At 59.6% G+C, this 25,736-nt stretch carries 20 protein-coding genes and 4 pseudogenes; 10 read left to right on the top strand and 14 right to left on the bottom strand.

The window, feature by feature from the left end; translation table 11 throughout:
• Positions 1 to 5: 5 nt before the first annotated feature.
• A pseudogene (locus KTH07_RS03225) lies at positions 6 to 3,164 on the top strand (efflux RND transporter permease subunit).
• Here KTH07_RS03225 and KTH07_RS03230 read toward each other — a convergent pair.
• The gene (locus KTH07_RS03230) at positions 3,094 to 4,215 is read right to left on the bottom strand and encodes a YbdK family carboxylate-amine ligase (protein WP_015571201.1); all 1,122 of its coding nucleotides are present in this window, start codon (positions 4,213 to 4,215) and stop codon (positions 3,094 to 3,096) included. The pseudogene KTH07_RS03225 and the gene KTH07_RS03230 sit on opposite strands and share 71 nt — an antisense overlap.
• A 105-nt stretch (positions 4,216 to 4,320) precedes the next feature.
• Here KTH07_RS03230 and KTH07_RS03235 point away from each other — a divergent pair, with 105 nt between their 5' ends.
• Complete coding sequence (locus tag KTH07_RS03235; RefSeq protein WP_023296070.1) at positions 4,321 to 5,211, top strand: oxidoreductase; 891 nt, start codon at positions 4,321 to 4,323, stop codon at positions 5,209 to 5,211.
• A gap of 50 nt (positions 5,212 to 5,261) precedes the next feature.
• On the opposite strand, the gene KTH07_RS03240 is transcribed toward KTH07_RS03235, so the two are convergent.
• The 4 genes and pseudogenes from KTH07_RS03240 to KTH07_RS03255 all read right to left on the bottom strand — a co-directional run.
• A complete protein-coding gene (locus KTH07_RS03240) occupies positions 5,262 to 5,696 on the bottom strand; it encodes a hypothetical protein (RefSeq protein ID WP_017694362.1) in 435 nt (144 codons plus the stop codon).
• Positions 5,693 to 6,049, bottom strand: coding sequence for a tlde1 domain-containing protein (locus tag KTH07_RS03245; protein WP_006809708.1), 357 nt, complete (start codon positions 6,047 to 6,049; stop codon positions 5,693 to 5,695). The genes KTH07_RS03240 and KTH07_RS03245 overlap by 4 nt, the downstream gene beginning before the upstream one ends.
• 10 nt (positions 6,050 to 6,059) lie before the next feature.
• Complete coding sequence (locus tag KTH07_RS03250; protein WP_017694361.1) at positions 6,060 to 6,551, bottom strand: Hcp family type VI secretion system effector; 492 nt, start codon at positions 6,549 to 6,551, stop codon at positions 6,060 to 6,062.
• 343 nt (positions 6,552 to 6,894) lie between these two features.
• Positions 6,895 to 7,118: pseudogene (locus KTH07_RS03255) on the bottom strand (glutamate-cysteine ligase family protein); the annotation flags it as partial.
• Here KTH07_RS03255 and KTH07_RS03260 point away from each other — a divergent pair.
• Positions 7,114 to 7,266, top strand: a pseudogene (locus KTH07_RS03260) (ketopantoate reductase C-terminal domain-containing protein); the annotation flags it as partial. The pseudogenes KTH07_RS03255 and KTH07_RS03260 overlap by 5 nt on opposite strands.
• Before the next feature lie 369 nt (positions 7,267 to 7,635).
• Positions 7,636 to 8,304, top strand: a complete 669-nt coding sequence (locus KTH07_RS03265; RefSeq protein WP_023296073.1) for an epoxyqueuosine reductase QueH — start codon at positions 7,636 to 7,638, stop codon at positions 8,302 to 8,304.
• Positions 8,305 to 8,852: 548 nt separating this feature from the next.
• Here the strand turns inward: KTH07_RS03265 and KTH07_RS03270 are convergent.
• Positions 8,853 to 9,734: a LysR family transcriptional regulator gene (locus KTH07_RS03270; RefSeq protein WP_015571195.1), complete on the bottom strand. Its 882-nt coding sequence runs from the start codon at positions 9,732 to 9,734 to the stop codon at positions 8,853 to 8,855.
• Positions 9,735 to 9,839: 105 nt separating this feature from the next.
• Between KTH07_RS03270 and budA the strand changes: the two genes are divergently transcribed.
• The 4 genes from budA (at position 9,840) to KTH07_RS03290 (ending at position 13,714) form a co-directional block, all read left to right on the top strand.
• Positions 9,840 to 10,619: an acetolactate decarboxylase gene (budA, locus tag KTH07_RS03275; RefSeq protein WP_026094386.1), complete on the top strand. Its 780-nt coding sequence runs from the start codon at positions 9,840 to 9,842 to the stop codon at positions 10,617 to 10,619.
• 58 nt (positions 10,620 to 10,677) lie between these two features.
• Positions 10,678 to 12,312 carry an acetolactate synthase AlsS gene (alsS, locus tag KTH07_RS03280; RefSeq protein ID WP_226877298.1) on the top strand — a complete coding sequence of 545 codons (1,635 nt, stop codon included), beginning with the start codon at positions 10,678 to 10,680 and terminating at the stop codon, positions 12,310 to 12,312.
• A gap of 20 nt (positions 12,313 to 12,332) precedes the next feature.
• The gene (locus KTH07_RS03285) at positions 12,333 to 13,103 is read left to right on the top strand and encodes a (S)-acetoin forming diacetyl reductase (RefSeq protein ID WP_003858846.1); all 771 of its coding nucleotides are present in this window, start codon (positions 12,333 to 12,335) and stop codon (positions 13,101 to 13,103) included.
• Positions 13,104 to 13,240: 137 nt separating this feature from the next.
• Positions 13,241 to 13,714: a cold-shock protein gene (locus KTH07_RS03290; RefSeq protein WP_015571193.1), complete on the top strand. Its 474-nt coding sequence runs from the start codon at positions 13,241 to 13,243 to the stop codon at positions 13,712 to 13,714.
• A gap of 69 nt (positions 13,715 to 13,783) precedes the next feature.
• On the opposite strand, the gene KTH07_RS03295 is transcribed toward KTH07_RS03290, so the two are convergent.
• From KTH07_RS03295 to KTH07_RS03315, 5 genes are all read right to left on the bottom strand, one after another.
• Positions 13,784 to 14,488 carry an ABC transporter ATP-binding protein gene (locus tag KTH07_RS03295; RefSeq protein WP_032620123.1) on the bottom strand — a complete coding sequence of 235 codons (705 nt, stop codon included), beginning with the start codon at positions 14,486 to 14,488 and terminating at the stop codon, positions 13,784 to 13,786.
• Positions 14,475 to 15,311 carry an ABC transporter ATP-binding protein gene (locus KTH07_RS03300; RefSeq protein WP_023303248.1) on the bottom strand — a complete coding sequence of 279 codons (837 nt, stop codon included), beginning with the start codon at positions 15,309 to 15,311 and terminating at the stop codon, positions 14,475 to 14,477. The genes KTH07_RS03295 and KTH07_RS03300 overlap by 14 nt, the downstream gene beginning before the upstream one ends.
• On the bottom strand, positions 15,304 to 16,137 hold the full coding sequence (locus KTH07_RS03305) for an ABC transporter permease (RefSeq protein ID WP_023296077.1): 834 nt from the start codon (positions 16,135 to 16,137) through the stop codon (positions 15,304 to 15,306). The genes KTH07_RS03300 and KTH07_RS03305 overlap by 8 nt, the downstream gene beginning before the upstream one ends.
• Positions 16,137 to 17,150 (bottom strand): ABC transporter permease, encoded by a 1,014-nt coding sequence (locus KTH07_RS03310; RefSeq protein ID WP_023303249.1) that lies wholly within the window; start codon positions 17,148 to 17,150, stop codon positions 16,137 to 16,139. The genes KTH07_RS03305 and KTH07_RS03310 overlap by 1 nt, the downstream gene beginning before the upstream one ends.
• Before the next feature lie 98 nt (positions 17,151 to 17,248).
• A complete protein-coding gene (locus KTH07_RS03315) occupies positions 17,249 to 18,817 on the bottom strand; it encodes an ABC transporter substrate-binding protein (protein WP_023303250.1) in 1,569 nt (522 codons plus the stop codon).
• 200 nt (positions 18,818 to 19,017) lie between these two features.
• Here KTH07_RS03315 and KTH07_RS03320 point away from each other — a divergent pair, with 200 nt between their 5' ends.
• Positions 19,018 to 19,716: a GNAT family N-acetyltransferase gene (locus KTH07_RS03320; RefSeq protein WP_017382534.1), complete on the top strand. Its 699-nt coding sequence runs from the start codon at positions 19,018 to 19,020 to the stop codon at positions 19,714 to 19,716.
• A 93-nt stretch (positions 19,717 to 19,809) separates the two neighbouring features.
• On the opposite strand, the gene betA is transcribed toward KTH07_RS03320, so the two are convergent.
• The 3 genes from betA to betI are packed head-to-tail and all read right to left on the bottom strand — an operon-like array spanning position 19,810 to position 23,561.
• On the bottom strand, positions 19,810 to 21,474 hold the full coding sequence (gene betA, locus KTH07_RS03325; protein WP_023303251.1) for a choline dehydrogenase: 1,665 nt from the start codon (positions 21,472 to 21,474) through the stop codon (positions 19,810 to 19,812).
• Between the two features lie 13 nt (positions 21,475 to 21,487).
• Entirely contained in the window at positions 21,488 to 22,960 is a 1,473-nt protein-coding gene (gene betB, locus KTH07_RS03330) for a betaine-aldehyde dehydrogenase (protein WP_063161959.1), read from the bottom strand.
• Positions 22,961 to 22,973: 13 nt separating this feature from the next.
• Positions 22,974 to 23,561 (bottom strand): transcriptional regulator BetI, encoded by a 588-nt coding sequence (betI, locus tag KTH07_RS03335; RefSeq protein WP_017382531.1) that lies wholly within the window; start codon positions 23,559 to 23,561, stop codon positions 22,974 to 22,976.
• A 128-nt stretch (positions 23,562 to 23,689) separates the two neighbouring features.
• Here betI and betT point away from each other — a divergent pair.
• A pseudogene (gene betT / locus KTH07_RS03340) lies at positions 23,690 to 25,726 on the top strand (choline BCCT transporter BetT).
• Positions 25,727 to 25,736: the final 10 nt, after the last annotated feature.

The raw sequence follows: 25,736 nt of genomic DNA on the forward strand, positions 1-25,736 counted from the left end.
CCATCATGCTGACGTTTTTCATCAAACGCCCGCGCTTTGCGATGGTGATTGCGCTGGTCATCACCCTGCTGGGGGCCATCGCGCTGAGGATTATTCCGGTGGAGCAGTACCCGCAGATCACCCCGCCGGTCGTGAATGTGTCAGCGTCATGGCCGGGCGCCAGCTCGGCTGACGTGGCGGAGGCCATCGCCACGCCGCTGGAAACCCAGCTGAACGGGGTGGATCATATGCTCTATATGGAGTCCACCAGTTCGGACGAGGGTAGCTATAGCCTGAACATTACCTTTGCGGCAGGCACCGACCCGGATCTCGCCGCCATCGACGTGCAGAACCGCGTGGCGCAGGCCGTGGCGCAGCTGCCGACCGAGGCGCAGCAAAACGGCGTGCAGGTGCGCAAGCGCGCCACCAACCTGATGATGGGGGTAAGCCTTTACTCACCGAACAACACCCACACGCCGCTGTTCGTCAGCAACTACGCCAGCACCCAGGTGCGCGAGGCGCTGTCGCGTCTGCCGGGCGTCGGGCAGGTACAGATGTTTGGCGCACGGGACTACAGCATGCGCATCTGGCTGCGCCCGGACCGCATGAACGCCCTGAACGTGACCAGCGATGACGTGGCGCAGGCGCTGCGCGAGCAGAACGTGCAGGGGGCGGCAGGCCAGGTCGGCACGCCGCCGGTGTTTAACGGCCAGCAGCAGACCCTGACCATTAACGGGCTGGGGCGCTTAAATCAGGCCGACGACTTTGCCAACATCATTATCCGCGCCGGGGAGATGGGTCAACTGGTGCGCCTGAAGGACGTCGCCACCATCGAGCTTGGCTCGCGCAGCTATAGCTCTGGCGCGCAGCTGAACGGGCACGACTCCGCCTACCTCGGCATCTACCCGACGCCGTCCGCTAACGCCCTGCGCGTGGCCGATGCGGTGCGCGCGGAGCTGGAACGGTTATCCACGCGCTTCCCGGACGATCTGGTCTATGAAGTCAAATTCGACACCACCTCGTTTGTGGCCGCCACCATCAAAGAGATTGGCGTCTCGCTGGCGCTGACGATGCTGGCGGTGGTGGTCGTGGTGTCCCTGTTCCTGCAAAGCTGGCGCGCGACGCTGATTGTTGCCCTTGCCATTCCGGTGTCGCTGGTGGGCACCTTCGCGGTGCTCTATACGCTCGGCTACTCCGCCAATACGCTGAGCCTGTTCGCTATCATTCTGGCGCTGACCATGGTGGTGGATGACGCCATCGTGGTGGTGGAGAGCGTCGAAACGCTGATGGCGGAAGGGCAGAGCCGTACGGCGGCGACCGCGCTGGCGCTGCGCCAGATCGCCGGGCCAGTGATTGCCACCACGCTGGTGCTGCTGGCGGTGTTTGTGCCGGTGGCGCTCCTGCCGGGGATTGTCGGCGAGCTGTACCGCCAGTTCGCGGTGACGCTCTCGACTGCCGTCACGCTCTCAAGCCTGGTGGCGTTGACTCTTACGCCCGCCCTGTGCGCGCTGTTGCTGCGCCCGCGACCGGAGAAACCTGCGGCACTCTATCGCGCCTTTAACCACGGGCTGGACGCCACGCGCGGTTTCTACACCCGCATCGTGAACGTTTTAAACCTGCGCCCGTGGCTGGCGCTGCTGGCCACCGCAGGCGCGGCGGCGGTGGTGGTATTCAGCTTTATGTCGATGCCAAAGGGCTTCCTGCCGCAGGAGGATCAGGGCTACTTCTTCGCCAGCGTCCAGCTGCCGGAGGCAGCCTCGCTGGAGCGCACCGAAGCGGTGATGACCACCGCGCGCGAGCTGATCGCTAACAACCCGGCGGTAGAAGACGTGATTCAGGTCTCCGGGTTTAACATCCTCAACGGCACCAGCGCATCGAACGGCGGGTTTATCTCCATCATGCTCAAAGACTGGAGCGAGCGTCCGCCGCTGGATGAGGTGATGGGCATCCTTCAGCGCCAGCTGCTGGCCCTGCCGGAAGCCACCATCATGACCTTTGCGCCGCCGACGCTGCCGGGGCTGGGCAACGCCTCCGGCTTCGACCTGCGCATTCAGGCGCAGGCGGGGCAAAGTCCGGCGGAGCTGGAGCGCGTGACGCGTGAGGTGCTGGCGAAAGCCAACCAGCACCCGCAGCTGAGCCGCGTGTTCACCACCTGGAGCAGCAACGTGCCGCAGATGACGCTCACCGTTGACCGCGAGCGCGCGGCCCGCCTCGACGTGCCGGTGTCACGCATCTTCAGCAGCCTGCAAACCGCCTTTGGCGGCACGCGCGCCGGGGATTTCAGCGTCAACAACCGCGTCTACCACGTAGTGATGCAGAACGAGATGCAGTGGCGCGAGCGCGCGGAGCAAATCAGCGAGCTGTTCGTGCGCAGCAACAGCGGCGAGCGGGTGCGTCTGAGCAACCTCATCACCATCACACCGACCGTCGGCGCGCCATTTATACAGCAGTACAACCAGTTCCCGTCGGTATCGGTGAGCGGCTCGGCAGCGGAAGGGGTGAGCAGCAGCACCGCAATGGCGGCGATGGGCGAGATTCTGGCGGAAAACCTGCCAGCCGGGTACGACTACGCCTGGAGCGGCATGTCGTATCAGGAGCAGCAGACCGGCAATCAGGCGATATGGATCGTGCTGGCGGCGGTGGTGATGGCGTGGCTGTTCCTCGTCGCCCAGTACGAGAGAGCTGGACGCTGCCGGCGAGCGTGATGCTCTCGGTGCTGTTCGCCATCGGCGGGGCGCTGGTCTGGCTGTGGCTGGCGGGCTACGCCAACGACGTGTATGTGCAGATAGGTCTGGTGCTACTGATAGCCCTCGCCGCCAAGAACGCAATTCTTATCGTGGAGTTTGCCCGCGCCCGGCGCATGGATGGAATGGCGATTGTCGATGCCGCACGGGAGGGGGGCATCGCGCCGCTTCCGCGCGGTAATGATGACCGCCGTGTCGTTCATTATCGGCGTCCTGCCGATGATGCTGGCGACCGGGGCGGGTGCCCAGAGCCGCCGCATCATCGGCACTACGGTGTTCAGCGGCATGCTGGTGGCGACCGTGGTGGGGATAGTGTTCATCCCGGCGCTGTTCGTGCTGTTCCAGCGCCTGCGCGAGTGGGGCCACGGCCTTACGGACTCGTCGCCCACAGCTCACAGTGCTTCTGCACCAGAGAAATCAGCGAGCCGCCATCGGCGATAAAGTCCCGCATGCGCTGCGCCTCGCTCTTGCCCTGCTTTAACAGCAGGGCAATCTCATTGATTGCGCTTGTCGCGCCGAGCTTCTCGGCCGACGGCGCAACCTGCTCGAGCAGCCAGGCGATATCTTCCGCCACGGTTTTGTGCTCGCCGGTATGTACGTCCGTCAGAATGCCTTCCAGCCCGTAGCGACAGGCCTGAAAACGGTTAAAGCGATAGAGCAGAAAATCCCGTTCCTGATGCTTATACGGCCGCGCGGTCAGCAGCCAGTGCGACGTCGCCTGAATAAGCCCGGCGATGTTAATGGCGTGGCTGAGCGTCAGCGGCGTATCCATCACCCGCACCTCGACGGTGCCGAAGTGCGGGCTGGGGCGGATGTCCCAGTGCAGATCCTTAATGCTGTCGATCATGCTGGTGGAGCTCAGGCGGCGGAACAGCCCCTCGAACTCCTGCCAGCTGTTGACCCACGGCATCTGACCGTTATCCGGGAAGCCCGAGAAGATGTTGAGACGCGATGAGGCGAACTTCGTGTCCGTGCCCTGCATATACGGTGATGCGGCGGCCAGGGCGATAAAGTGCGGCACAAAGCGCGACAGGCCGTGCAGCAGGTAAATGGCGTCGTCCCCGGTCCGACAGCCGACGTGTACGTGCTGGCCGAACACCGTCGCCTGCAAAATCAGATAGCCAAAGCGCTCCAGCGTGACGTTATAGCGCTCGTCGTCGCACACTTCCTGCCGCTGCCATTTCTGGAACGGATGCGTCCCACCGCCGCAGATCTGGATATGCTGATCTTCCGCCGCGCGCAGGATGCTCTGCTGCATCACTGAAAACTGCGCCGCTGCCTGGTCGATGGTCTGGCACACGCCGGTGGCGATTTCGAGCATGCTTTCGGTGATGTCGTGTTTGACTTCCCCCCCTTTGATGTCGTCTTTGACGGCGGCGATGAGGGCAGAGGAGTCCTGGCTCAGATCGTAACCCGGCGGGTTAACCACCTGGAGTTCGAGCTCAATGCCGAGGGTATAAGGTTCAGAGGATTTGAAGTCGGGTAAAGGCATGGCGCACTCCGTTGTCTGTTATGAGTTGAGTATAGACAATGGGCGTGGCGCGCTCTTTTCAGGGTGGTATAACTGATAGCAGGCTTAGCAAAAGGGGAGTGATCCATGTCTGACTATCCAACCATTGCGCTGACAGGACCCGGTGCGATTGGGACCACCATCGCCGCGGTGCTGCATGAAGCGGGCCGCACGCCGCTGCTGTGTGGGCGCACCGCGCATCCGGAACTGCGCCTGCGTCATGATGAGGGTGAAATTGTGGTGCCCGGTCCGGTACTCACCGATCCCAGCGTCATTACGCGCCCCGTTGACCTTGTTTTTTTGGCGGTCAAAACGACGCAAAATGCCGACAGCGCCGGGTGGCTGCGCGCTCTGTGCGATGAAAACACCGTGGTCTGCGCGCTGCAAAACGGCGTGGAGCAGAAAGCCCAGCTTGCGCCTTTGGTCAATGGCGCAACGGTGCTGCCCTCGGTGGTCTGGTTCCCTGCCCAGCGCGAGCCGGATGCCTCCGTCTGGCTGCGCGCCAAACCGCGCCTTACGCTGCCGGACGTGCCGCAGGCGCAGCGGGTGGGGGAGGCGCTTCGCGGCACGCGCTGTGACGTTGAACTCTCGGCTGATTTCCCCACCGTCGCCTGGCGCAAGCTGCTGCAAAACGCGGTCGCCGGGCTGATGGTGCTGGCCAATCGCCGCGCCGGGATGTTCAGGCGCGAGGATATCAGCGAACTGGCGCTGGCCTACCTGCGCGAGGGGCTGGCCGTCGCCCGCGCCGAGGGGGCGAAGCTGGCCGATGACGTGGCGCAGGAGATTCTGGCGAACTTTCAGCGCGCGCCAGTGGATTTGGGCACGTCGATCCTCGCCGACCGTCAGGCGGATCGCCCGATGGAGTGGGATATCCGTAATGGCGTCATCCAGCGCTACGGCCGCAGGCACGGGATTGCGGTGCCCGTCAGCGATGTGGTGGTGCCGCTGCTGGCGGCGGGGAGCGAGGGGCCGGGGTGAGCCAGGGTCTGGCGAGAAGGAAGACCCGGCCGTTGTGCGCCGGGTAACTCTTACTTACCCTGACGGGCTTTCTCAGCGTTTAGCTCTTCCATTGTTGCTTCCAGGATCCAGAGGCACTGAGCACCCTCAACCGTATCCAGCAGCGCCCGGCGGGTGCGCTGATAGAACGCGTCGACTTCGGCGGGGGATTTCTCTAGAGGCGGCGTGCAGACGATATCGCTGCCAACCATGTGCGGCCACTTTCCCGCGTCAATGGTCTGGAGCGCTTTCAGTGTGGCGCTGGTGTTTGTTGTGAGCGCTGCGGCCAAAGCATCCTCCAGCAGTTGCGCCTGCCTGGCGTCAGCCGTGGCAGCCAGCGTTGGGGCTTGCTCAATCCAGTGTGTGTCACCTGAGGCGATTCCATGAAGTGCTGATGGCCAGTCAGTGCTGGCTGCAATGGCTGGGACAGTGAGCGCACAAAGCAGCAGAACGATTGGGTATTTCATCGCACTACCTCAAGCTCACCGCCGTCACGAAGGATTTTACGTCGCGTTGACAGTGAGAGAATGATGCACCCCTCCGAAGCAAATCCGGCTGGACCGTACTTATGGTCACCATGAATGCGGAACTCTGAACGACCAAAACTCTCTCCCGAAGTTTGCTCAAGGATAATGGTAATGGGTCCTTTAGAATTCGAATGTCCCGCAATTTTATATGTTCCGCGCGGCAATGGACCCAGACCCTTCACATGCTGACGGTCCGGATTATTTTTATTGGTAAGGGCACCGGAATATCCTGTCTCAATTAATTTGCCGTCTTTATACATCTTGCCAGTTGATTGCTCATACTTCCATCCCATAACGTTCTCCTTATGCCGTCTTACGGTCATTCCAGCTATCTGAATGCATGATGTTACCGTCCACGTAGCGCCAGGTAATTTTTTCATAGAGCAGCTCTACCAGCTCAAGATGGTTATGCTTCTCATAGTCAGGATCTTTGATATCAAGCATCATTGGACAGACGCTGGCGATCTTCACGCCTTCCAGAAGGGTGGAAAAATATTCCACTTCCTGACCAGCATCGTTGATACGGTAAAACTTTATCTCTGCGGATTTTAGCTTCTGGCCCGTGCTAACAGCCTTGTACAAATAGGGGCTGGAAGCGTCGATCTCTTTATCGAAAGAATAGGGGGAATGGATGCGAAGACTTGTCGCCTTGCCGTTATGCTTGTCCGTGGGCTGCATTATGGCGTGATTTAAGGCGATAATCTCGATGCTACCTTCACGTCCATATATATCGACAGAGCCTTTTATATCGGCGCCGCCGTCATCTTTAAGCCATAAATAAGCGGGAATAGCCATTTGTTTAAAACTCCATTTAAGGAAATCCTGAAAAGACCTTATGGTTTAGCTAGTTACGTAACTAGTGCAACGCTAGCGCGTACAAAATTGGCCGTCAATTTTGTACAGGGTGGATATAAAACGATCTGCGGTTTCGTTGATGCAAATTAAGAAAGTATGGGGGCTTATGGTTTGGATCTGGATAAATTGTTAATGATTAATACGGTGGTTTTGCTTAAATAATAATTAAGTGAATATTAATTGAAGATGTAATAAATACTTGAATGTTTATTGGGTATTCTGTCTATTTGACTCTTTATTAATTGTTTAAAAACTCATAACGGCTCGTCTGAATATCCACCTATCCGTAGCGACACACCTGAAAACGGTAAAGAGGTACCGCAGAAAATCCCGTTCCTGATGCTTATAAGGCCGCGTGGTCAGCAGCCAGTGTGACGTGGCCTGGATCAGCCAGGCGATATTAATCGCGTTGTTGAGCGTCAGCGGCTTATCCGTCGACCGCACCTGCATGGTGCTAATGTGCGGGCTGGGGCGAATGTCCCAGTGCAGATCTTTAATGCTGTCGATCCTGTCCGACCGTCAGGCGGATCGCCTGATGGAGTGGGACATACGCAACGGCGTGATCCAGCGCTATGGCCGCAGGCACGGGATTGCGGTGCCCGTCAGCGATGTGGTGGTGCCGCTGCTGGCGGCGGGGAGCGAGGGGCCGGGGTGAGAGAGATAGTGGTATTAACGTCTGGGGAATTGGTCTGGGTGAAAACCTCGCATCAGTTCCCCACAAATGCGCTCACCGGCAAACCAAAACGCTTCGCCAGCGCGCATATGATCCAGCGTTAACGTGCCTGATCTATCTTGGCCTGAAATATTTGTTTAATTTGCGTAGCGTATTCAGGAATTGCTTGCTGAGAAGAAGTGCAGCGGAGATAGTTTTGCTAACCAGGTTATATAGAAACGTGTGAAAGATGCGTCCGCTATGTGTCAATAACAGGCATTGCGGGATATGTATGAGACTGGCCGCCATTCCCGATAGCACAGCTCTGATGCTACACTGTTTTCAGTCCTCATTACCTCAACAAATAAATTTATGACTACCGCTGATTTCAAACGCCCTAAACTAGAACTCCCAAACGGGGCAGATAAACTGCTGCTGCACTCCTGTTGCGCTCCGTGTTCTGGTGAGGTAATGGAGGCGATCCAGGCCTCAGGGATCGACTACACCATCTTCTTCTACAATCCGAACATTCATCCGCAGAAAGAGTATCTGATTCGTAAGGATGAGAATATTCGCTTTGCCGAACAGCACGGCGTACCGTTTATTGATGCGGATTACGATACAGATAACTGGTTTGAGCGCGCCAAAGGCATGGAATGGGAACCCGAGCGCGGCATTCGCTGCACCATGTGTTTTGACATGCGCTTTGAGCGGACTGCGCTTTACGCCGCTGAAAATGGCTTCAACGTGATTAGCAGCTCACTGGGCATCTCTCGCTGGAAAAATATGCAGCAAATCAACGACTGCGGTCAGCGAGCCGCCGCCCACTATCCGGGTATGGTCTATTGGGACTATAACTGGCGGAAACAGGGCGGTTCGTCGCGCATGATTGAAATCAGCAAGCGCGAGCAGTTCTACCAGCAGGAATACTGCGGCTGCGTTTATTCACTGCGTGACAGCAACCTGCACCGCAAATCCCAGGGCCGTCCTCTCATTCAGATCGGTAAGCTTTACTACGGTAAAGAAGACGACCAGGCCTGATTTTATGTCACGCCCTCTGTGGCGTGACCGCCTTCCTGTGCATTCCTCTAACAATTGCATGCCCCACCCGGCACGAACAGTAATTTTTAGTCATGTGATGGCTGAAAGTCGATCTGGCATCGAAGCCTGCTGAACGCTCTTAACAGTCATTCATCAAACAACGTTGTCCTTTGTGTAAGGCCGACTCAGTGAGCCGTTATATAAGGCTCCTTCACAAACTCCGCTAACAACCCAGCAGTTGCTTACAGAGCGTGGAAAATGTCACCGCATCGTCCGTTTCCACCAGTACGCTCACGTATGCCGCACAGGTGCCAGCCAGTTCAAAGAGATCCGCAGAATCGGGAAGTTGCAGGTGAAGAAGGGATGAAAAGGGATGCCCCTGAATTACATAAGGTTGCTTAAAAGTTTGCGAGGCGGCTTCCAAAGGGCATTGCCGGGTGGCGGCTGCGCCTTACCCGGCCTACAAAACCGCCAACAAGCCAACCAACCCGCGACACGAACCGTAGGCCCGCGCAAGCGCAGCGCCGCCGGGCACAGCCACACCGTAGCTACTCCTCGCTCATCATCGCCAGAAACCGCTTCACCGTCCGCGAACGCTCAAAGCGCCGCCAGCAGAGCGCGATATCGGTATAAAGCTCCGGCGAGCGCAGCGCATGGTAGGTGACATTCGGCGGAGAAATAGCGGCCATGGATTTCGGCACCAGCGCGAACCCGCCGCCAGCGGAGACCATGCTCAGGGAAGAGGAAAGTTGTGAAGATTGCAGCGTGTGTTGCATATCGATCCCGGCCCGCTCGCAGCTGCCGTAAACGCGGTCATACAGCCCCGGTGCTACCTCCTGGGGGAACAGCACCACCGGCGTATCCCGCAGCTCATCCAGCGCCAGATCGCCACATGCCGCCAGAGGATGATCGCGATGCAGCGCCACCACCATCGGCTCCCGATCGAGGATTTTTAATTCGAACACCTTACTGCTTTCGCACGGCAGGCGCACAAAGGCGATATCCAGCTCACCCTCCGCCAGCATCGTCGTCAGCGACGACATATTGGCTTCCACCTGGTGAACCTGCACAGCCATGTTCTGCACCTGAAACTGGCGAATCAGGGCGAAGATTTTGGGATGAAAAGCATCTGAACTGGTGATGCCAATCGACAGGCTGCCGTTCAGCCCGCGCGCGATGCCCCGGGCTTTCTCCAGCGCGGCATCGCTCAGCGCCAGGATCTTACAGGCGTCCTCATAGAAGGCCTCTCCCGCTTCGGTCAGCTCCACGCCCCGCGTCAGGCGCCTGAACAGCGGCGTGCCCACTTCCTCTTCGAGCCGTTTGATCTGCTGACTCAGAGGAGGCTGTGAAATACCCAGCGCTTTGGCCGCCCTGGTGAAGTGTCGCTCGCGTGCTACCGCGACAAAATAGCGCAGATAACGAAGTTCCATATCAAAAACGTCTCAAACCAGCATGGATTCTATATTGGAACTCTCTGCTGAATCGGGTCAACATTTATTTAACCTTTATAAATAAAGTTGAAGAGGACGGGCATGATGATGCATTCATCTGCATGCGACTGTGAGGCGAGTTTATGCGAGACCCTGCGTGGGTTCTCGGCTCAGCATCCTGACAGCGTGATCTATCAGACATCGCTAATGAGCGCCCTGCTAAGCGGCGTCTACGAAGGGGAGACGACCATCGCCGACCTGCTGGCACACGGTGATTTTGGTCTCGGTACCTTTAACGAGCTGGACGGTGAAATGATTGCCTTCAGCAGCCAGGTGTACCAGCTGCGCGCCGACGGCAGCGCCCGCGCCGCGAAGCCGGAGCAAAAAACGCCGTTCGCGGTGATGACCTGGTTCCAGCCGCAGTACCGCAAGGCCTTCGACGGGCCGGTCAGCCGTCAGCAGATCCACGACGTGATCGACAAGCAAATCCCCTCCGATAACCTGTTCTGCGCGCTGCGCATCGACGGCAATTTCCGCCACGCGCACACCCGCACCGTACCGCGCCAGACACCGCCGTACCGGGCGATGACCGACGTGCTGGATGACCAGCCGGTGTTCCGCTTTAACCAGCGCGAGGGCGTACTGGTCGGGTTCCGCACCCCGCAGCATATGCAGGGCATTAACGTGGCGGGCTATCACGAACACTTTATCACCGACGACCGTCAGGGCGGGGGCCACCTGCTCGACTATCAGCTGGAGAACGGCGTGCTCACCTTCGGCGAAATCCACAAGCTGATGATTGACCTGCCCGCCGACAGCGCGTTTTTACAGGCCAACCTGCACCCCAGCAACCTTGATGCGGCTATCCGCGCCGTCGAAAACTAACAGGAGAACTACCGTGAACAGTGAGAAACAGTCACGTCAGTGGGCGCACGGCGCCGATATGGTTGTCGGCCAGCTGGAAGCGCAGGGTGTGAAGCAGGTGTTCGGCATACCGGGCGCAAAAATCGACAAGGTCTTTGACTCCCTGCTGGACTCCTCCATCGAGATTATCCCGGTGCGTCACGAGGCGAACGCGGCGTTTATGGCGGCAGCGGTAGGGCGGCTAACCGGTAAGGCCGGGGTCGCGCTGGTCACCTCCGGGCCGGGCTGCTCCAACCTGATCACCGGCATCGCCACCGCCAACAGCGAAGGTGACCCGGTGGTGGCGCTGGGCGGGGCGGTGAAGCGGGCAGATAAAGCGAAACTGGTGCACCAGAGCATGGATACCGTCGCCATGTTCAGCCCGGTCACCAAATACGCCGTCGAAGTTAATTCACCGGACGCGATTGCCGAGGTGGTGTCGAACGCGTTTCGCGCTGCCGAGCAGGGCAGGCCGGGCGGGGCGTTTGTCAGCCTGCCGCAGGATATTGTCGACCAGCCCACCACGGGGGCGATTTTACCCGCCAGCACCGCGGCGCTGATGGGCCCGGCGCCGGAGTCAGCCATCAACGACGTGGCGAAGCTTATCGCGAAGGCCAAAAACCCGGTCATCTTACTCGGCCTGATGGCCAGCCAGCCCGCCAACAGCGCCGCGCTGCATAAGCTGCTGGAGAGAAGCCGTATTCCGGTCACCAGCACCTATCAGGCCGCCGGGGCGGTGAATCAGGAACACTTCACCCGCTTCGCCGGACGCGTCGGCCTCTTTAACAACCAGGCGGGCGACCGGCTGCTGCATCTGGCGGACCTGATTATCTGCATCGGCTACAGCCCGGTGGAGTACGAGCCGTCCATGTGGAACAGCGGCGACGCCACGCTGGTGCACATTGACGTGCTGCCCGCTTATGAGGAGCGCAAGTATGTTCCCGATCTGGAACTGGTCGGGGATATTGCCGCCACGCTGAATCTGCTTGCCAGTCGAATCGAGCACAAACTTGAACTCAGCCAGCGCGCCTCGGAAATTCTTGTCGATCGCCAGCATCAGCGGGACCTCCTCGACCGTCGCGGCGCATCGCTTAACCAGTTTGCCCTGCATCCGCTGCGCATTGTGCGCGCCATGCAGGACATCGTGAATAACGACGTAACGCTCACCGTCGACATGGGCAGCTTCCACATCTGGATCGCCCGCTACCTCTACAGCTTCCGGGCGCGTCAGGTGATGATCTCCAACGGTCAGCAGACCATGGGCGTGGCGCTGCCGTGGGCGATTGGCGCGTGGCTGGTCAACCCGGGGCGCAAGGTGGTCTCGGTCTCCGGGGACGGCGGCTTTTTGCAGTCGAGCATGGAGCTGGAAACCGCCGTACGCCTGAACGCCAACGTGCTGCACATCATCTGGGTGGATAACGCCTACAACATGGTGGCCATCCAGGAAGAGAAAAAATACCAGAGGCTTTCCGGCGTCGAGTTCGGCCCGGTCGATTTCAAAGCCTATGCCGACGCGTTCGGTGCGAAAGGCTTTGCCGTCGAGAGCGCGGACGCGCTTGAGCCGACGCTGCGTGCGGCAATGGATGTCGATGGCCCGGCCGTGGTGGCCATTCCCGTCGACTACAGCGATAACCCGCTGCTGATGGGCCAGCTCCATCTCAGCCAGATTTTGTGAATCAATATAAGGACAGAGAAATGCAAAAAGTGGCTCTCGTAACCGGCTCCGGTCAGGGGATTGGCAAAGCGATCGCGCTTCGCCTGGTGAAGGATGGTTTTGCCGTTGCTATTGCGGATTACAACGAAGAGACGGCGAAAGCGGTCGCGGATGAGATCACCCGTAACGGCGGGAAGGCCGTCGCCGTGAAGGTGGACGTCTCTGACCGCGAGCAGGTGTTCGCGGCGGTGGAAAAAGCCCGCACCGCGCTGGGCGGTTTTAACGTCATCGTCAATAACGCCGGGGTGGCGCCGTCCACGCCCATCGAATCCATCACGCCGGAGATTGTCGACAAGGTCTACAACATCAACGTGAAAGGGGTGATCTGGGGCATTCAGGCCGCGATTGACGCGTTTCGTAAAGAGGGGCACGGCGGCAAAATTATCAACGCCTGCTCTCAGGCGGGCCACACCGGCAACCCGGAGCTGGCGGTCTACAGCTCCAGCAAGTTCGCGGTGCGTGGCTTAACCCAGACCGCCGCGCGGGATCTCGCGCCGCTGGGGATCACTGTTAACGCCTACTGCCCGGGGATCGTCAAAACGCCGATGTGGGCGGAAATCGACCGTCAGGTCTCCGAGGCGGCGGGTAAACCGCTTGGCTACGGGACGGAAACCTTTGCCAAACGCATCACGCTTGGCCGTTTGTCCGAACCGGAAGACGTGGCCGCCTGCGTCTCTTACCTCGCCGGGCCGGATTCCGACTACATGACCGGTCAGTCGCTGCTGATTGATGGTGGGATGGTGTTCAACTAAATACACAATACCAAAAAGCTCTGACATGAACTTTCCCCTGCTCCCGTGCAGGGGCTTCTTTTTGTCTCGTCAGCCATTGTGCATTACACTGCGCGCTGCAAAACTTTAGTCTTGAGATCTGACAGGCGGTAACAGCGATGAACGGTACAATCACAACGTGGTTTAAAGATAAAGGCTTTGGATTTATCAAAGATGAAAACGGCGACAACCGCTATTTTCATGTGATTAAGGTCGCCAACCCTGATCTGATTAAGAAAGATGCGGCGGTGACCTTCGAGCCAACCACCAACAGCAAAGGCCTTTCCGCGTATGCGGTGAAGGTGATCCCGGAGAGTAAGCATCTTTATATTGCGGGCGAGCGCGTGAAGCTCACCTCAATTAAATCCTTCGTGGTGTTCAGCGAGGAAGAGCCCGTTGAGACCAAAATCGACAAAGAGAATGCGGTGCTGTCGGTGGGGCTGCTGATGAACAGCATCAAACCCAAAACCGAGAAAAAGCCGGGCGAAATGCGCACGGTGAAGAAGCTGGCGATCACTACCTTCCAGAACACGACGCTGATCTTCACTGAAGATGAGATCGACATCGATGCCACGGTGAAGCTGCTGAAGTAACGTTTTGCCGGGTGGCGGCTACGCCTTACCCGGCCTACGAAATGCGTGCGGCACTCGCCGCCGCACGGTTTACCCCATCCTGTGCTCCCCCCGCAACATTGCTTCACGGTCAAATACCCGCTGGATCTTCCCGTGCGCCATAAATGCCGCCCGGTCGGACATATGCGCAATCACGTCCGCATCGTGGCTCACCAGCAGGTAGGTCATGCCGTGCTGCGCCTTCAGGCGGTTGAGCAGGTTCAGGATCTCCGCCTGTACCGACATATCCAGCGCCGAGGTCGGTTCATCCAGCAGCAGAAGCTGCGGGCGCAGCAGCAGCGCGCGGGCAATGGCCACGCGCTGACGCTGTCCGCCGGAAAGCTGATGCGGGTAACGCCTGCTGGCGTCGGCAGCCAGACCCACCTGTTGCAGCGCATCCGCCACCTTTTCGGCAACCTGGGGTTCGCCGTGGATGTTTAACGGCTCCGACAGGGTGCGGGCAATGGTGTGGTTCGGGTGCAAAGACGCCCACGGATCCTGGAACACCATCTGCACGTTACGGCGAAGCGCGCCTTCAAAACGTCGTCCTGGCCGTAAATTTTCCCCGAGGACGGAAATGTGGCCATTCCACTCGCGCAGCAGCCCCGCCAGCACGCGCAGAAGAGTCGATTTGCCGCAGCCGGATTCACCGATCAGGCTGAAGGTTTCGCCTTTTTCGATCGCAAAACTGGCGGCGGAAACCGCCGTTTTTTCACTAAAACTCACCCGGAGCTGGTTAACCTCAACGAGTGCCATTGTCGGCCTCCTTCCACGGTTGCGAACGGTCGAGCGTCGGCAGCATCTGGCCAAACGTCCCGGCGTTCGGGCGGCAGGTCCAGAGCGTGCGCGTGTAGGGATGGGTTGCCTGCGGCAACTGGCTCGCCGCCATTTCATCAACTTTCTCACCCTGATACATCACCAGCACGCGGTCACAGTGTTCCGCGACGAGCGGCAAGTCGTGGCTGATTAACAGCATCGCCATCTGCCGCGCCTCGCACTGCTGTACCAGCAGCTCCAGGATCTGGTTGCGCAGGCGTGCGTCCAGCGCGGAAGTCGGTTCGTCGGCGATCAGCACCTGCGGGTTGTTGACGAGCGCAATGGCGATCATCACGCGCTGGCCCATGCCGCCGGAGAGTTCGCCGGGATAGCGCTGGAGCACGTGCTCGTTCAGCCCCACGGCGCGGATGATATCGTGAATGCGCGCCAGGCGTTCGGCGCGGGGCAGGCGCTGATGGAGGGTCAGCGCTTCATCAAGCTGGGCGGCGACGGTTTTCACCGGGTTTAGCGCGTAGCGCGGGTCCTGTAGAACCATCGCAATGCCGTTGCCGCGCAGCGCCTGCCAGCGGCGGCTGTTCAGGGTCAGCAGGTCGTTGCCAAGCACGTTAAGCCGCTTAGCGCTCACGATGCCGGGCTTGCGCACCAGCCCCATCAGGGCGCGGGCAGACATGGACTTGCCGGAGCCGGATTCTCCCACCAGCGCCAGCCGCTCGTTGCCTAACGTAAAGCTCAGGTTGTGGACCACGCGCGCGGCGGGGTAGTCGATATTCAGCGCATCGACGATGACGCGGTGTTCAGTCATGCTGTGGCTCCAGTACGTCGCGCAGGCCATCGCCCAGCAGGTTAAAGGCCAGGCTGGCAAACAGAATCGCCCCGCCTGGAATGGCGGCAATCCACCACTGGTCAAAAATGACCTGCATGCCGTCGGCGATCATCGCGCCCCATTCCGCCATCGGTGGACGTGCGCCCAGGCCAAGGAAGCCCAGCCCGGCGGCGGCCAGAATGATCCCGGCCAGATCCAGCGCCAGCCGTACAATCGCGGAGGGCAGGCACAGGGGCAGAATATGGCCGACCAGCAGGCGCGGGCCGCGAATGCCCATCATCTCCGCGGCGGCCAGATAATCGCTGTGGCGCAGACGCTGGATTTCACTGCGCGCCTGGCGCGCATAGGCAGGCCAGGTCGTTAAGGCCAGCGCCAGCGCGCCGTTCACCAGACCGGGGCCGAGCATCGCGACAAACGCGAAGGCGAGGATCAGGCGCGGCATCGACATCACCACGTCGGTAAAGCGCATCAGGATGCGCTCCATCCAGCCGCCGTAGTAGCCTGACAAAATCCCCACCAGCAGACCAGCGGGGAGGGTAATAACGGTGACTAAGGCCACCAGCCCCAGTGCCGGACGGGTGCCGTAGATTAATCGGGAGAGCAGATCCCGCCCATAGCTATCGGTACCCAGCCAGTGCTGCGCGTTGGGCGGTTGCAGACGCGCGGCGGCGTCCTGCCAGTTGGGGTCATGCGGCGCAAGCCACGGTGCTAGCAGGGCAATAAGCACCAGCAGCGCGATGGCGATCAGCCCGCAAAACGCGGCAGGGGAGCGGCGCAGGCGGCGTAAGAAGAGATAAAACGGCATTAGCGCACCCTGGGATCGGTCGCCCGCACAAGCAGGTCGGTAAGGTTATTGATCAGAACAAAGCAGACGCCAATCAGCAGCGTGCCGCCCATCACGGCGGTGGTGTCACCGGCGAACAGGGCCGTGGTGAGGTAGCGCCCGATGCCCGGCCACGAGAAGACGGTTTCGGTTAATACCGCGCCCTCCAGCATGCTGGTGTAGGCCAGCGCAATCACCGTCAATAGGGTACTGCGAATGTTCGGCAGCACGTGACGCAGCAGGATGGTCATCTCTCCAGCGCCCTTGGCGCGGGCGAGCAATATGTACTCTTTGTTCATCTCGCTCAGACAGGCGGAGCGCGTCAGTCGGGTGATACTTGCCAGCGAGTAGTAGGCCAGCAGCAGTACCGGCAGCACCAGGTGGCTGATGGCGTTGCGGAACGCCTCGCGGTCGCCGGAAAGCCAGGTATCAACCAGCGCAAATCCGGTTCGTGGCTCAACGGTGAATTGCCAGATGTCGTCCAGCCTGCCGGGGCCAGCGCTCCACTGTAGTTTCGCGTAGAACAGAGCCAGCATCAGCAGTCCGAGCCAGAATATTGGCACCGAATTGCCGAGCAGGGTGAGCGTTCTGATCGCTAAGTCCAGTGGCGAACCGGCGTAGCGGGCGCACAGTACACCCGCAATCACGCCGAGTACCGTGCCGATAATTAGCGCCAGCGTTGCCAGTTCCAGCGTGGCGGGAAAGGCGTGCAGCAGGTCCTGCAATACCGGCTGACCGGTAGCGCTGGCGGTGCCTAAATCACCGTGAGCGAGGTTTTGCAGGTAGTGCCAGAACTGTACGGGAAGAGGCCGATCCAGCCCAAGCTGGTGGCGAACCTGATCGTAAGTGGACTGGCTGGCGTGATCGCCGACGATCTGCAATACGCGATCGACCGGGGAAAAGGCAGAGAGCGCAAACGTGACCAGCAGTAGCCCGAACAGCGTGAGCAGGAGAGTCAGCAGACCCTGAAGCACGCGGGTGGAAAGATGTGGCATGGGAAATCTCTTTATGCCGGGTGGCGGCTTCGCCTTACCCGGCCTGCAAAAACCAGGAACGTAGGCCGGGTAAGCGCAGCGCCACCCGGCAACAAGGGCTACTTCGTAACGCGATCGTACCAGACCATATCCGCGTTCAGCCCCTGCTGATACCCCTTCACGTTATCGCGCACCACGATCTGGGTTTTGCCCTGGTCAACGAACACATACGGCGAGTTATGCTGTAACTGTTCCTGCATCTTCTTATACAGATCCAGACGTTTTGCCGGATCCGGCTCGGCAACCGCCGCCAGCGTAGCGTTGTTCAGCTCCGGAATTTTCCAGCCGTTAAGCCCGGCCACGGTGCTGGATTTCCCGTCATTCCATGCGAAGGCGCTGGCGTTGGAGTGTGCATCGAAGTAGTCCGGGATCCACAGACGTATGGCCGCCTGATGCTGTTTCGCACGCACGCGGGCGTACACCTGGCTACCCGCCGCGGGCAGCAGATCCACCTTCACGCCGCCCTGAGCGAAGCTCGCCTGCATGGATTGCGCGATGGTGATGAACGGCGGTTTATTCTCTACGTCCAGCGTGAAATGCGCGTCTTTGATGCCCGCCCTGGCGAGGATCGCTTTTGCTTTTGCCGGGTCAAACGTGAACGGATTGTCCTCCAGCGCGCCCGGCAGGCCGACCGGCAGGAAGCTCTGATGAACAAAATACTGGCCTTTCAGCAGATCTTTGGTGATGCCTTCATAATCCACCAGCCAGCGCGAGGCTTCCCAGAACGCTGGATTATTCAGCAGCGGGTTAGCGCTGTTGCCGGTGTTAAACACCAGATAGTTTTGCTCGGCAGAAGGGATGCTAAGCACCTTCACACCCGGCTTGCCGCTGAGGGCGATTATCTGGTCTGCACCCAGATCGCGCGCCACGTCCGCATCACCCTGCTGGATCAGCAGGCGGCGGGAAGCGGGATCGGGGACGTTTTTAATGATGATGCTTTTAAGCTTCGGCGCGCCGCCGGGTGCGGATTCGTTGGCTTCCAGCACGATGGCCTGATGCGGCTGGTAAACGCGCATTTTGAACGCGCCGCTGCCCGCAGAGTGCATTTTTAACCACGCGTTGCCGAAGTCGTTATCCTTCACGTTCGCCGCAACCTGCTTTTCATCGACGATGGAGGCAATCGGCGTGGAGAGTATATTCAGCGCTACCGACGGGCTGACGTCCGCCGTCCAGCGAAGCGTGAGGGTATGGTCGTCCACTTTCTTGAGCTGGCTGGCGATGTTGCTGGCGTCCCAGCCCAGTACGTTGAGGATAAACGCCGGGGATTTGTTCAGCGTCACGGCGCGGGTATATGAGAAGATCACATCTTCCGGGCGCAGCGGGTTGCCGGAGGCAAATTTTGCATCGGGCTTAAGTTTGATGGTCAGGGTTTTTGCTGCCGCGTCCGCTTCCCAGCTTTCGGCCAGAACCGGGGTGATTTTTTCCGGGTTATCGCGGTCCGGCTGTACCAGACGCTGATACAAACTCGGTACGGTCTGGATGCTGGAAAGTTCGTTGGCTTCGGCCGGGTCAAGGCTCACGATATCATCCAGACCCTGGGCGACAACCAGCGTGTTGGGCGGGGTAGCGGCGTGAGCAGCGCTTGAGAGCGCAGCCAGCACCAGTAACGGCAGCAGTTTTTTATTCATAGCGATCCCTGAAGAAAATATATTGTGATTGTTTTATGCACCGTTACGGTAGGCTGGCTGAGGATTTCCTCAAAGTCGAAATTCTGCTTTGCTTATGCCCTCCGGGAATAACGCATTCGGTCTGGTTATGAATCACCTCTCTTTTCGTTCGCTTTTTAACCTGCTATAACAAACTCCTTACCTTTCAGGGAGTCACCGCCGTGCCCGAAATCAATCAACATGGTCAAACCGTTAATGATATTGTCCCGGACTGGAAATGCGCCCGCGCGTTAACCCGTACCCTGCTCACCGGGCAGTATTGCCGCCTGGAGCCGCTGGATGCTGACCGCCATTCGGCTGATTTGTTTGAAGCCTATGCGCTGGGTGACGACAGCGACTGGACGTGGCTTGCCAGCACCCAGCCTGTGAGCGTTGAGGCCACTGCGCACTGGGTGCTGGGAAAGGTGCTGGATGACGACCTGGTGCCCTTTGCCGTTATCGATCTGCGCACCGAAAAGGCGGTAGGGCTGGTCAGCTATATGGCGATAGAACGCTTTCAGGGCTCGGTTGAGATCGGCCACGTCACCTGGTCGCGCAGAATGAAGGGCACCCGCGTGGGTACCGAAGCGGTGTGGCTGCTGCTGAAAAATGCCTTTGAGCATCAATATCGCCGGCTGGAGTGGAAGTGCGATTCGATGAACATCGCCTCACGCAACGCGGCGGAGCGGCTGGGGTTTGTCCTGGAAGGGCGCCTGCGCCAGAAGCTGGTGCGTAAAGGACGCAACCGCGACAGCGATATGCTTTCGATTATTGACGGCGAATGGCCGCAGCGCGATGCAGAGCTGCGCGCCTGGCTGGCGGCGGAGAATTTTGACGGGGAAGGACGGCAGGTTAAGCGGCTTGAAGCATTTCGGCAATAATTTCCCCTCACCCTAACCCTCTCCCAGAGGGAGAGGGGACGATGACACCCTCTCCCTTTGGGAGAGGGCCGGGGTGAGGGGAGAAGTTCGCACTCAGCGGCGAACCGGCGCCCCATCCGCCACATAATACGCCGCCGTGCTCTTCGCCAGCGGCTCGCGCCCGCGAATGGCGTCGGCAATCTTTTCGCCAATCATAATGGTGGTGGCGTTCAGGTTGCCGGTGATAATCTGCGGCATAATCGACGCATCCACTACGCGCAGCCCTTCCAGCCCGTGAACCCGGCCTTCGCCGTCAACCACCGCCATTTCGTCGTAGCCCATTTTGCAGGTGCCGCACGGGTGGAAGGCGGTTTCGGCGTGGTTGCGCACGAACTCGTCCAGCTGTTCGTCGGTCTGGCATTCGATGCCCGGGCTGATTTCACGACCGCGATACTTGTCCAGCGCAGGCTGGTGCATGATCTCGCGGGTGATGCGGATCGCGTCGCGGAACTCCTGCCAGTCCTGCTCGTGGGACATGTAGTTGAACAGGATCGCCGGATGCTGGTGCGGATCGCGCGACTTGATGCGCACGTGGCCGCGGCTCGGCGAGCGCATGGAGCCAACGTGGCACTGGAAGCCATGTTCTTTCACCGCGTTCGAGCCGTTGTAGTTAATCGCCACCGGCAGGAAGTGATACTGAATGTTTGGCCACTCGAACTCCTCGCGGCTGCGGATAAATCCGCCCGCTTCGAAGTGGTTGCTAGCGCCCACGCCTGTGCCGCCAAACAGCCACTCCGCGCCAATCTTCGGCTGGTTCCACCATTGCAGGGCAGGGTAGAGGGAGACCGGCTCCTTACATTCATACTGAAGGTACATCTCCAGATGATCCTGCAAGTTTTCACCCACCCCGGGTAAATCATGTACCAGCGGGATATCAAACTGCTTCAGCAGTTCAGCGTTGCCCACGCCGGAGCGCTGGAGGATCTGCGGAGACGCGATGGCGCCCGCGCACAGCAGCACCTCTTTCTTCGCCGTCGCTTTTGACGGAATGGTGCTTTCGCCTTCCAGCCACTCGACGCCCACCGCGCGCTTGCCGTCAAAGATAATGTGATCGGTCATGGCGTGGGTGCGGATGGTCAGATTCGGGCGCGGTTTGGCCTGGTCCAGATAGCCGCGCGCGGTGCTGGCGCGTCGGCCCTGCGGCGTGACCGTGCGGTCCATCGGGCCAAAGCCTTCCTGCTGATAGCCGTTAAGGTCGTCGGTGCGCGGGTAGCCCGCCTGCACGCCCGCCTCTACCATCGCTTCAAACAGCGGGTTCACGCCCGGCTTAGAGGTGGTGACGCTCACCGGACCGTCGCCGCCGTGGTAGTCGTTCGGCCCCACGTCGCGGGTCTCTGCCTTGCGGTAATAGGGCAGGCAGTTGAGGTAGCTCCAGTGCTCCAGACCCGGTTCTTTCGCCCAGTTATCCAGATCCATTGCGTTGCCGCGCACGTAGCACATGCCGTTGATCAGCGACGAGCCGCCCAGCCCTTTACCTCGTCCGCATTCCATGCGGCGATTGTTCATGAAAGGCTCAGGCTCGGTTTCATACGCCCAGTTGTAGCGCTTGCCCTGCAACGGGAAGGCCAGCGCGGCAGGCATCTGGGTGCGGAAGTCAAAGCGGTAGTCCGGCCCGCCCGCCTCAAGCAGCAGGACGGTGGTGTTCGGATCTTCAGTCAGTCGTGTTGCCAGAACGTTGCCGGCAGAGCCGGCTCCGATAATGATGTAGTCAAATTGCAAATAAACCTCCCGGTTAAAATATGGACTGGAATTTACCCATCTCAACCTGGATGGACTTCACCTGGGTGTAACTCTGAAGCGTCATGACGCCGTTCTCACGGCCAATGCCGGAGTGTTTGTAGCCGCCGACCGGCATCTCTGCGGCGGATTCGCCCCAGGTGTTGATCCAGCAGATGCCCGCTTCGAGCTGATGAATAGCGCCGTGGGCGCGGTTCAGATCGGCAGTGACGATGCCCGCCGCCAGACCGTAGTCGGTATCATTGGCGCGGCGAATGGCTTCTTCGTCAGTGTCATAGGTAAGAATGGACATCACCGGGCCGAAGATCTCTTCGCGCACGATGGTCATTTCGTCGGTGCAGTCGGTGAACACGGTCGGGGCCACCCACGCGCCGTTGTCAAAGCCGTCACCCTTCAGCACGTCGCCGCCGCACAGCAAGCGCGCGCCTTCCTCTTTGCCTTTGGCGATGTAGCGCAGCACGCTGTCGCGGTGCGGGAAGCTGACCATCGGGCCAAAGTTGGTGTTTTCATCGAACAGGTCGCCCGCGCGGATGCGGCCCACGCGCTCAACGATTTTTTGCTCAAACGCGGCTTTGACCTTCGCGGGCACGAACACGCGGGTGCCGTTGGTGCACACCTGACCGGAGCTGAAGAAGTTCGCCATCATGGCGATATCTGCCGCGAGATCCAGATCCGCGTCGTCAAACACTATCAGCGGAGATTTACCGCCCAGCTCCATCGTCACCTCTTTCAGGGACGAGGCCGCCGAGTTCGCCATCACCTTTTTGCCGCTGGCCACGCCACCGGTGAAGGAGACTTTGGCGATGCCCGGATGCTCGGTCAGGAACTGGCCGGTCTCTGCGCCCACGCCCGGCAGGACGTTAAACACGCCGTCCGGCACGCCTGCTTCGGTGTAGATCTCCGCCAGTTTCAGGGCGGTAAGCGGAGTTACTTCGCTCGGCTTGAAGATCATCGCGTTGCCCGCCGCCAGCGCCGGGGCGGATTTCCACAGGGCGATCTGGATCGGGTAGTTCCACGCGCCGATGCCCGCCACCACGCCCAGCGGCTCGCGGCGGGTGTAGACGAACGAGGTGTCGCGCAGCGGGATCTGGCTGCCTTCCAGCGCCGGGATCAGCCCCGCGTAGTACTCCAGCACATCCGCGCCGGTGACGATGTCGACGGTTGAGGTTTCAGAAAACGCTTTACCGGTGTCGAGGGTTTCCAGCGTTGCCAGCTCGTCGTTGCGCTCGCGCAGGATATCGACGGCGCGGCGCAAGATGCGCGAGCGCTCCATGGCGGTCATCGCCGCCCATATTTTTTGCCCGCGTTTTGCGCTTTCCACGGCGCGGTCGACGTCTTCGCGCCCGGCCGCCTGCACGGTCGCCAGAACTTCACCGTTCGCCGGGTTGATGGTCTCGAAGGTACGACCGCTGGTGGCCGATGTATAACCACCACTGATATAAAGCTGCTGTTCTGCCATTCGGGACATAAATTCTCCTCGGTTAATCGGTCGGTAAATGCTGGCTGATAAAGTGGCTGGTGAGCGACTGGGCCAGGGTTTTATCCAGCGGTTTGCCGCTGAGCGCAGCGCGCAGCCATAGCCCGTCAATCAGTGCGGCAAGCCCGTAGCCCGCCTCTTCAGCCTGTTCACGCGGCAGCTCGCGGCGGAACTCGTACACCAGGTTTGAGAGCAATCGGCGGCTGCTGACCTGCTGCAAACGGTAGAGCATCGGCTGATGCATGCTGCTGGCCCAGAAGGCCAGCCAGGCCTTCATCGCCGCGCCGCTGATCTGGGTTTCATCAAAATTGCCGCCGACAATCGCCTGCAATCGCTGCTCTGCGCTGCCGTCCGGCAGGGCGCGTAAACGGCTTAATACCGCGTCGCGCAGCTGACCGGTGATGTCACGCATGGTCGCTTCCAGCAGACCGTTTTTATCTTTGAAATAGTGGCTGATGATCCCCGTGGACACGCCCGCCCGACGGGCGATTTGCGCGATGGTTGCGTCATGCATTCCCACTTCATTAATTGCTTCCAGCGTGGCATCGATTAGCTGCCTGCGCCGGATCGGCTGCATCCCCACTTTGGGCATTTTTGCCACTCCATTCATCAGCGTTGGTTAACTATTAAAGCGGTTTTTGATTGGACGTTCAATATAAAATGTGTCTTAATTGTTGCGGATTTGGATTTCAATAGTTACAAAAACAGTGGGGATACTGGATGACAGACCTTTCACAGGACAGAGAAAAAAAGACAAAATCAACCCGGTCGTTTTTTATACGTCCGCCGGGCTGATTTTGTTGTTTTCCCCTGACGACCATTTTCTTTCGTGATTTTTCTGCCGAGTGGATTGGGCGCACCCTGAACTGGGTGTCGAAGACCTTCGGCTGGTACTATCTGCTGGCGGCGACGCTCTATATTGTCTTCGTGGTCTGCATTGCCTGCTCGCGCTTCGGTTCGGTGAAGCTCGGGCCTGAGCAGTCCAAGCCCGAATTCAGCCTGCTGAGCTGGGCCGCGATGCTGTTTGCCGCGGGCATCGGCATCGACCTGATGTTCTTCTCCGTGGCGGAACCGGTCACGCAGTATATGCAGCCGCCGGAAGGGGCAGGGCAGACGATGGAGGCCGCGCGCCAGGCGATGGTCTGGACGCTGTTCCACTACGGCCTGACGGGCTGGTCGATGTACGCCCTGATGGGCATGGCGCTCGGATACTTTAGCTATCGTTATAATTTGCCCCTTACCATCCGCTCCGCGCTGTACCCGATTTTCGGCAAAAAGATCAACGGCCCTATTGGGCACACGGTAGACATCGCGGCGGTGATCGGCACCATCTTTGGTATCGCGACAACGCTCGGAATTGGCGTAGTGCAGCTTAACTACGGGCTGAGCGTGCTGTTTGACATCCCGGATTCGATGGCGGCGAAGGCGGCGCTGATTGCGCTGTCGGTGATTATCGCCACCATCTCGGTGACCTCCGGCGTGGATAAAGGGATTCGCGTGCTCTCCGAGCTGAACGTCGCGCTGGCGCTGGGGCTGATCCTGTTCGTGCTGTTTATGGGCGACACCTCGTTCCTGCTCAATGCCTTAGTGCTCAACGTGGGTGATTACGTGAACCGCTTTATGGGCATGACGCTGAACAGCTTCGCCTTTGACCGTCCGACAGAGTGGATGAACAACTGGACGCTCTTCTTCTGGGCGTGGTGGGTGGCGTGGTCGCCGTTTGTCGGCCTGTTCCTGGCGCGTATTTCGCGTGGGCGCACCATCCGTCAGTTCGTGATGGGCACGCTGATCATCCCATTCACCTTTACCCTGCTGTGGCTGTCGATTTTCGGCAACAGCGCGCTGCACGAGATCATCCACGGCAATGCGACTTTTGCCCAGGAAGCGATGGCGCACCCGGAGCGCGGCTTCTACAGCCTGCTGGCGCAGTATCCGGCGTTTACCTTTAGCGCGTCCGTAGCGACCATTACCGGCCTGCTGTTCTACGTCACCTCGGCGGACTCCGGCGCGCTGGTGCTGGGGAACTTCACCTCGAAGCTCAAGGACATTAACAGCGACGCGCCGAACTGGCTGCGCATCTTCTGGTCCGTCGCCATCGGCCTGCTGACGCTCGGCATGCTGATGACCAATGGTATCTCGGCGTTGCAGAACACCACTGTGATCATGGGCCTGCCGTTCAGCTTCGTGATCTTCTTCGTGATGGCCGGGCTGTATAAATCGCTTAAGGTGGAAGACTACCGCCGCGTCAGCGCCAGCCGCGACACCGCCCCGCGTCCGCTGGGCGCGCAGGACAGGCTGAGCTGGAAGAAACGCCTCTCGCGCCTGATGAACTACCCCGGCACGCGCTACACCAGCCAGATGATGGAGACGGTCTGTTTCCCGGCGATGGAAGAGGTGGCCCAGGAGCTGAAGCTGCGTGGCGCCTACGTGGAGCTGAAAAACCTGCCCCCGGAAGAGGGCGAAAATCTGGGGCACCTGGATCTGCTGGTGCACATGGGCGACGAGCAGAACTTTGTCTATCAGATCTGGCCGCAGCAGTATTCGGTGCCCGGGTTCACCTACCGGGCGCGCAGTGGGAAGTCGACCTACTACCGGCTGGAGACCTTCCTGCTGGAAGGCAGCCAGGGGAATGATTTGATGGATTACAGCAAGGAGCAGGTGATCACGGACATTCTGGACCAGTATGAACGGCACCTGAACTTTATCCATCTGCACAGGGAAGCGCCGGGGAATAGCGTGATGTTTCCGGATGTTTGAGGCTTGATCT

The organism is Enterobacter cloacae complex sp. ECL72, assembly GCF_019056635.1.
Classification (GTDB): Bacteria; Pseudomonadota; Gammaproteobacteria; order Enterobacterales; family Enterobacteriaceae; genus Enterobacter; species Enterobacter hormaechei_C.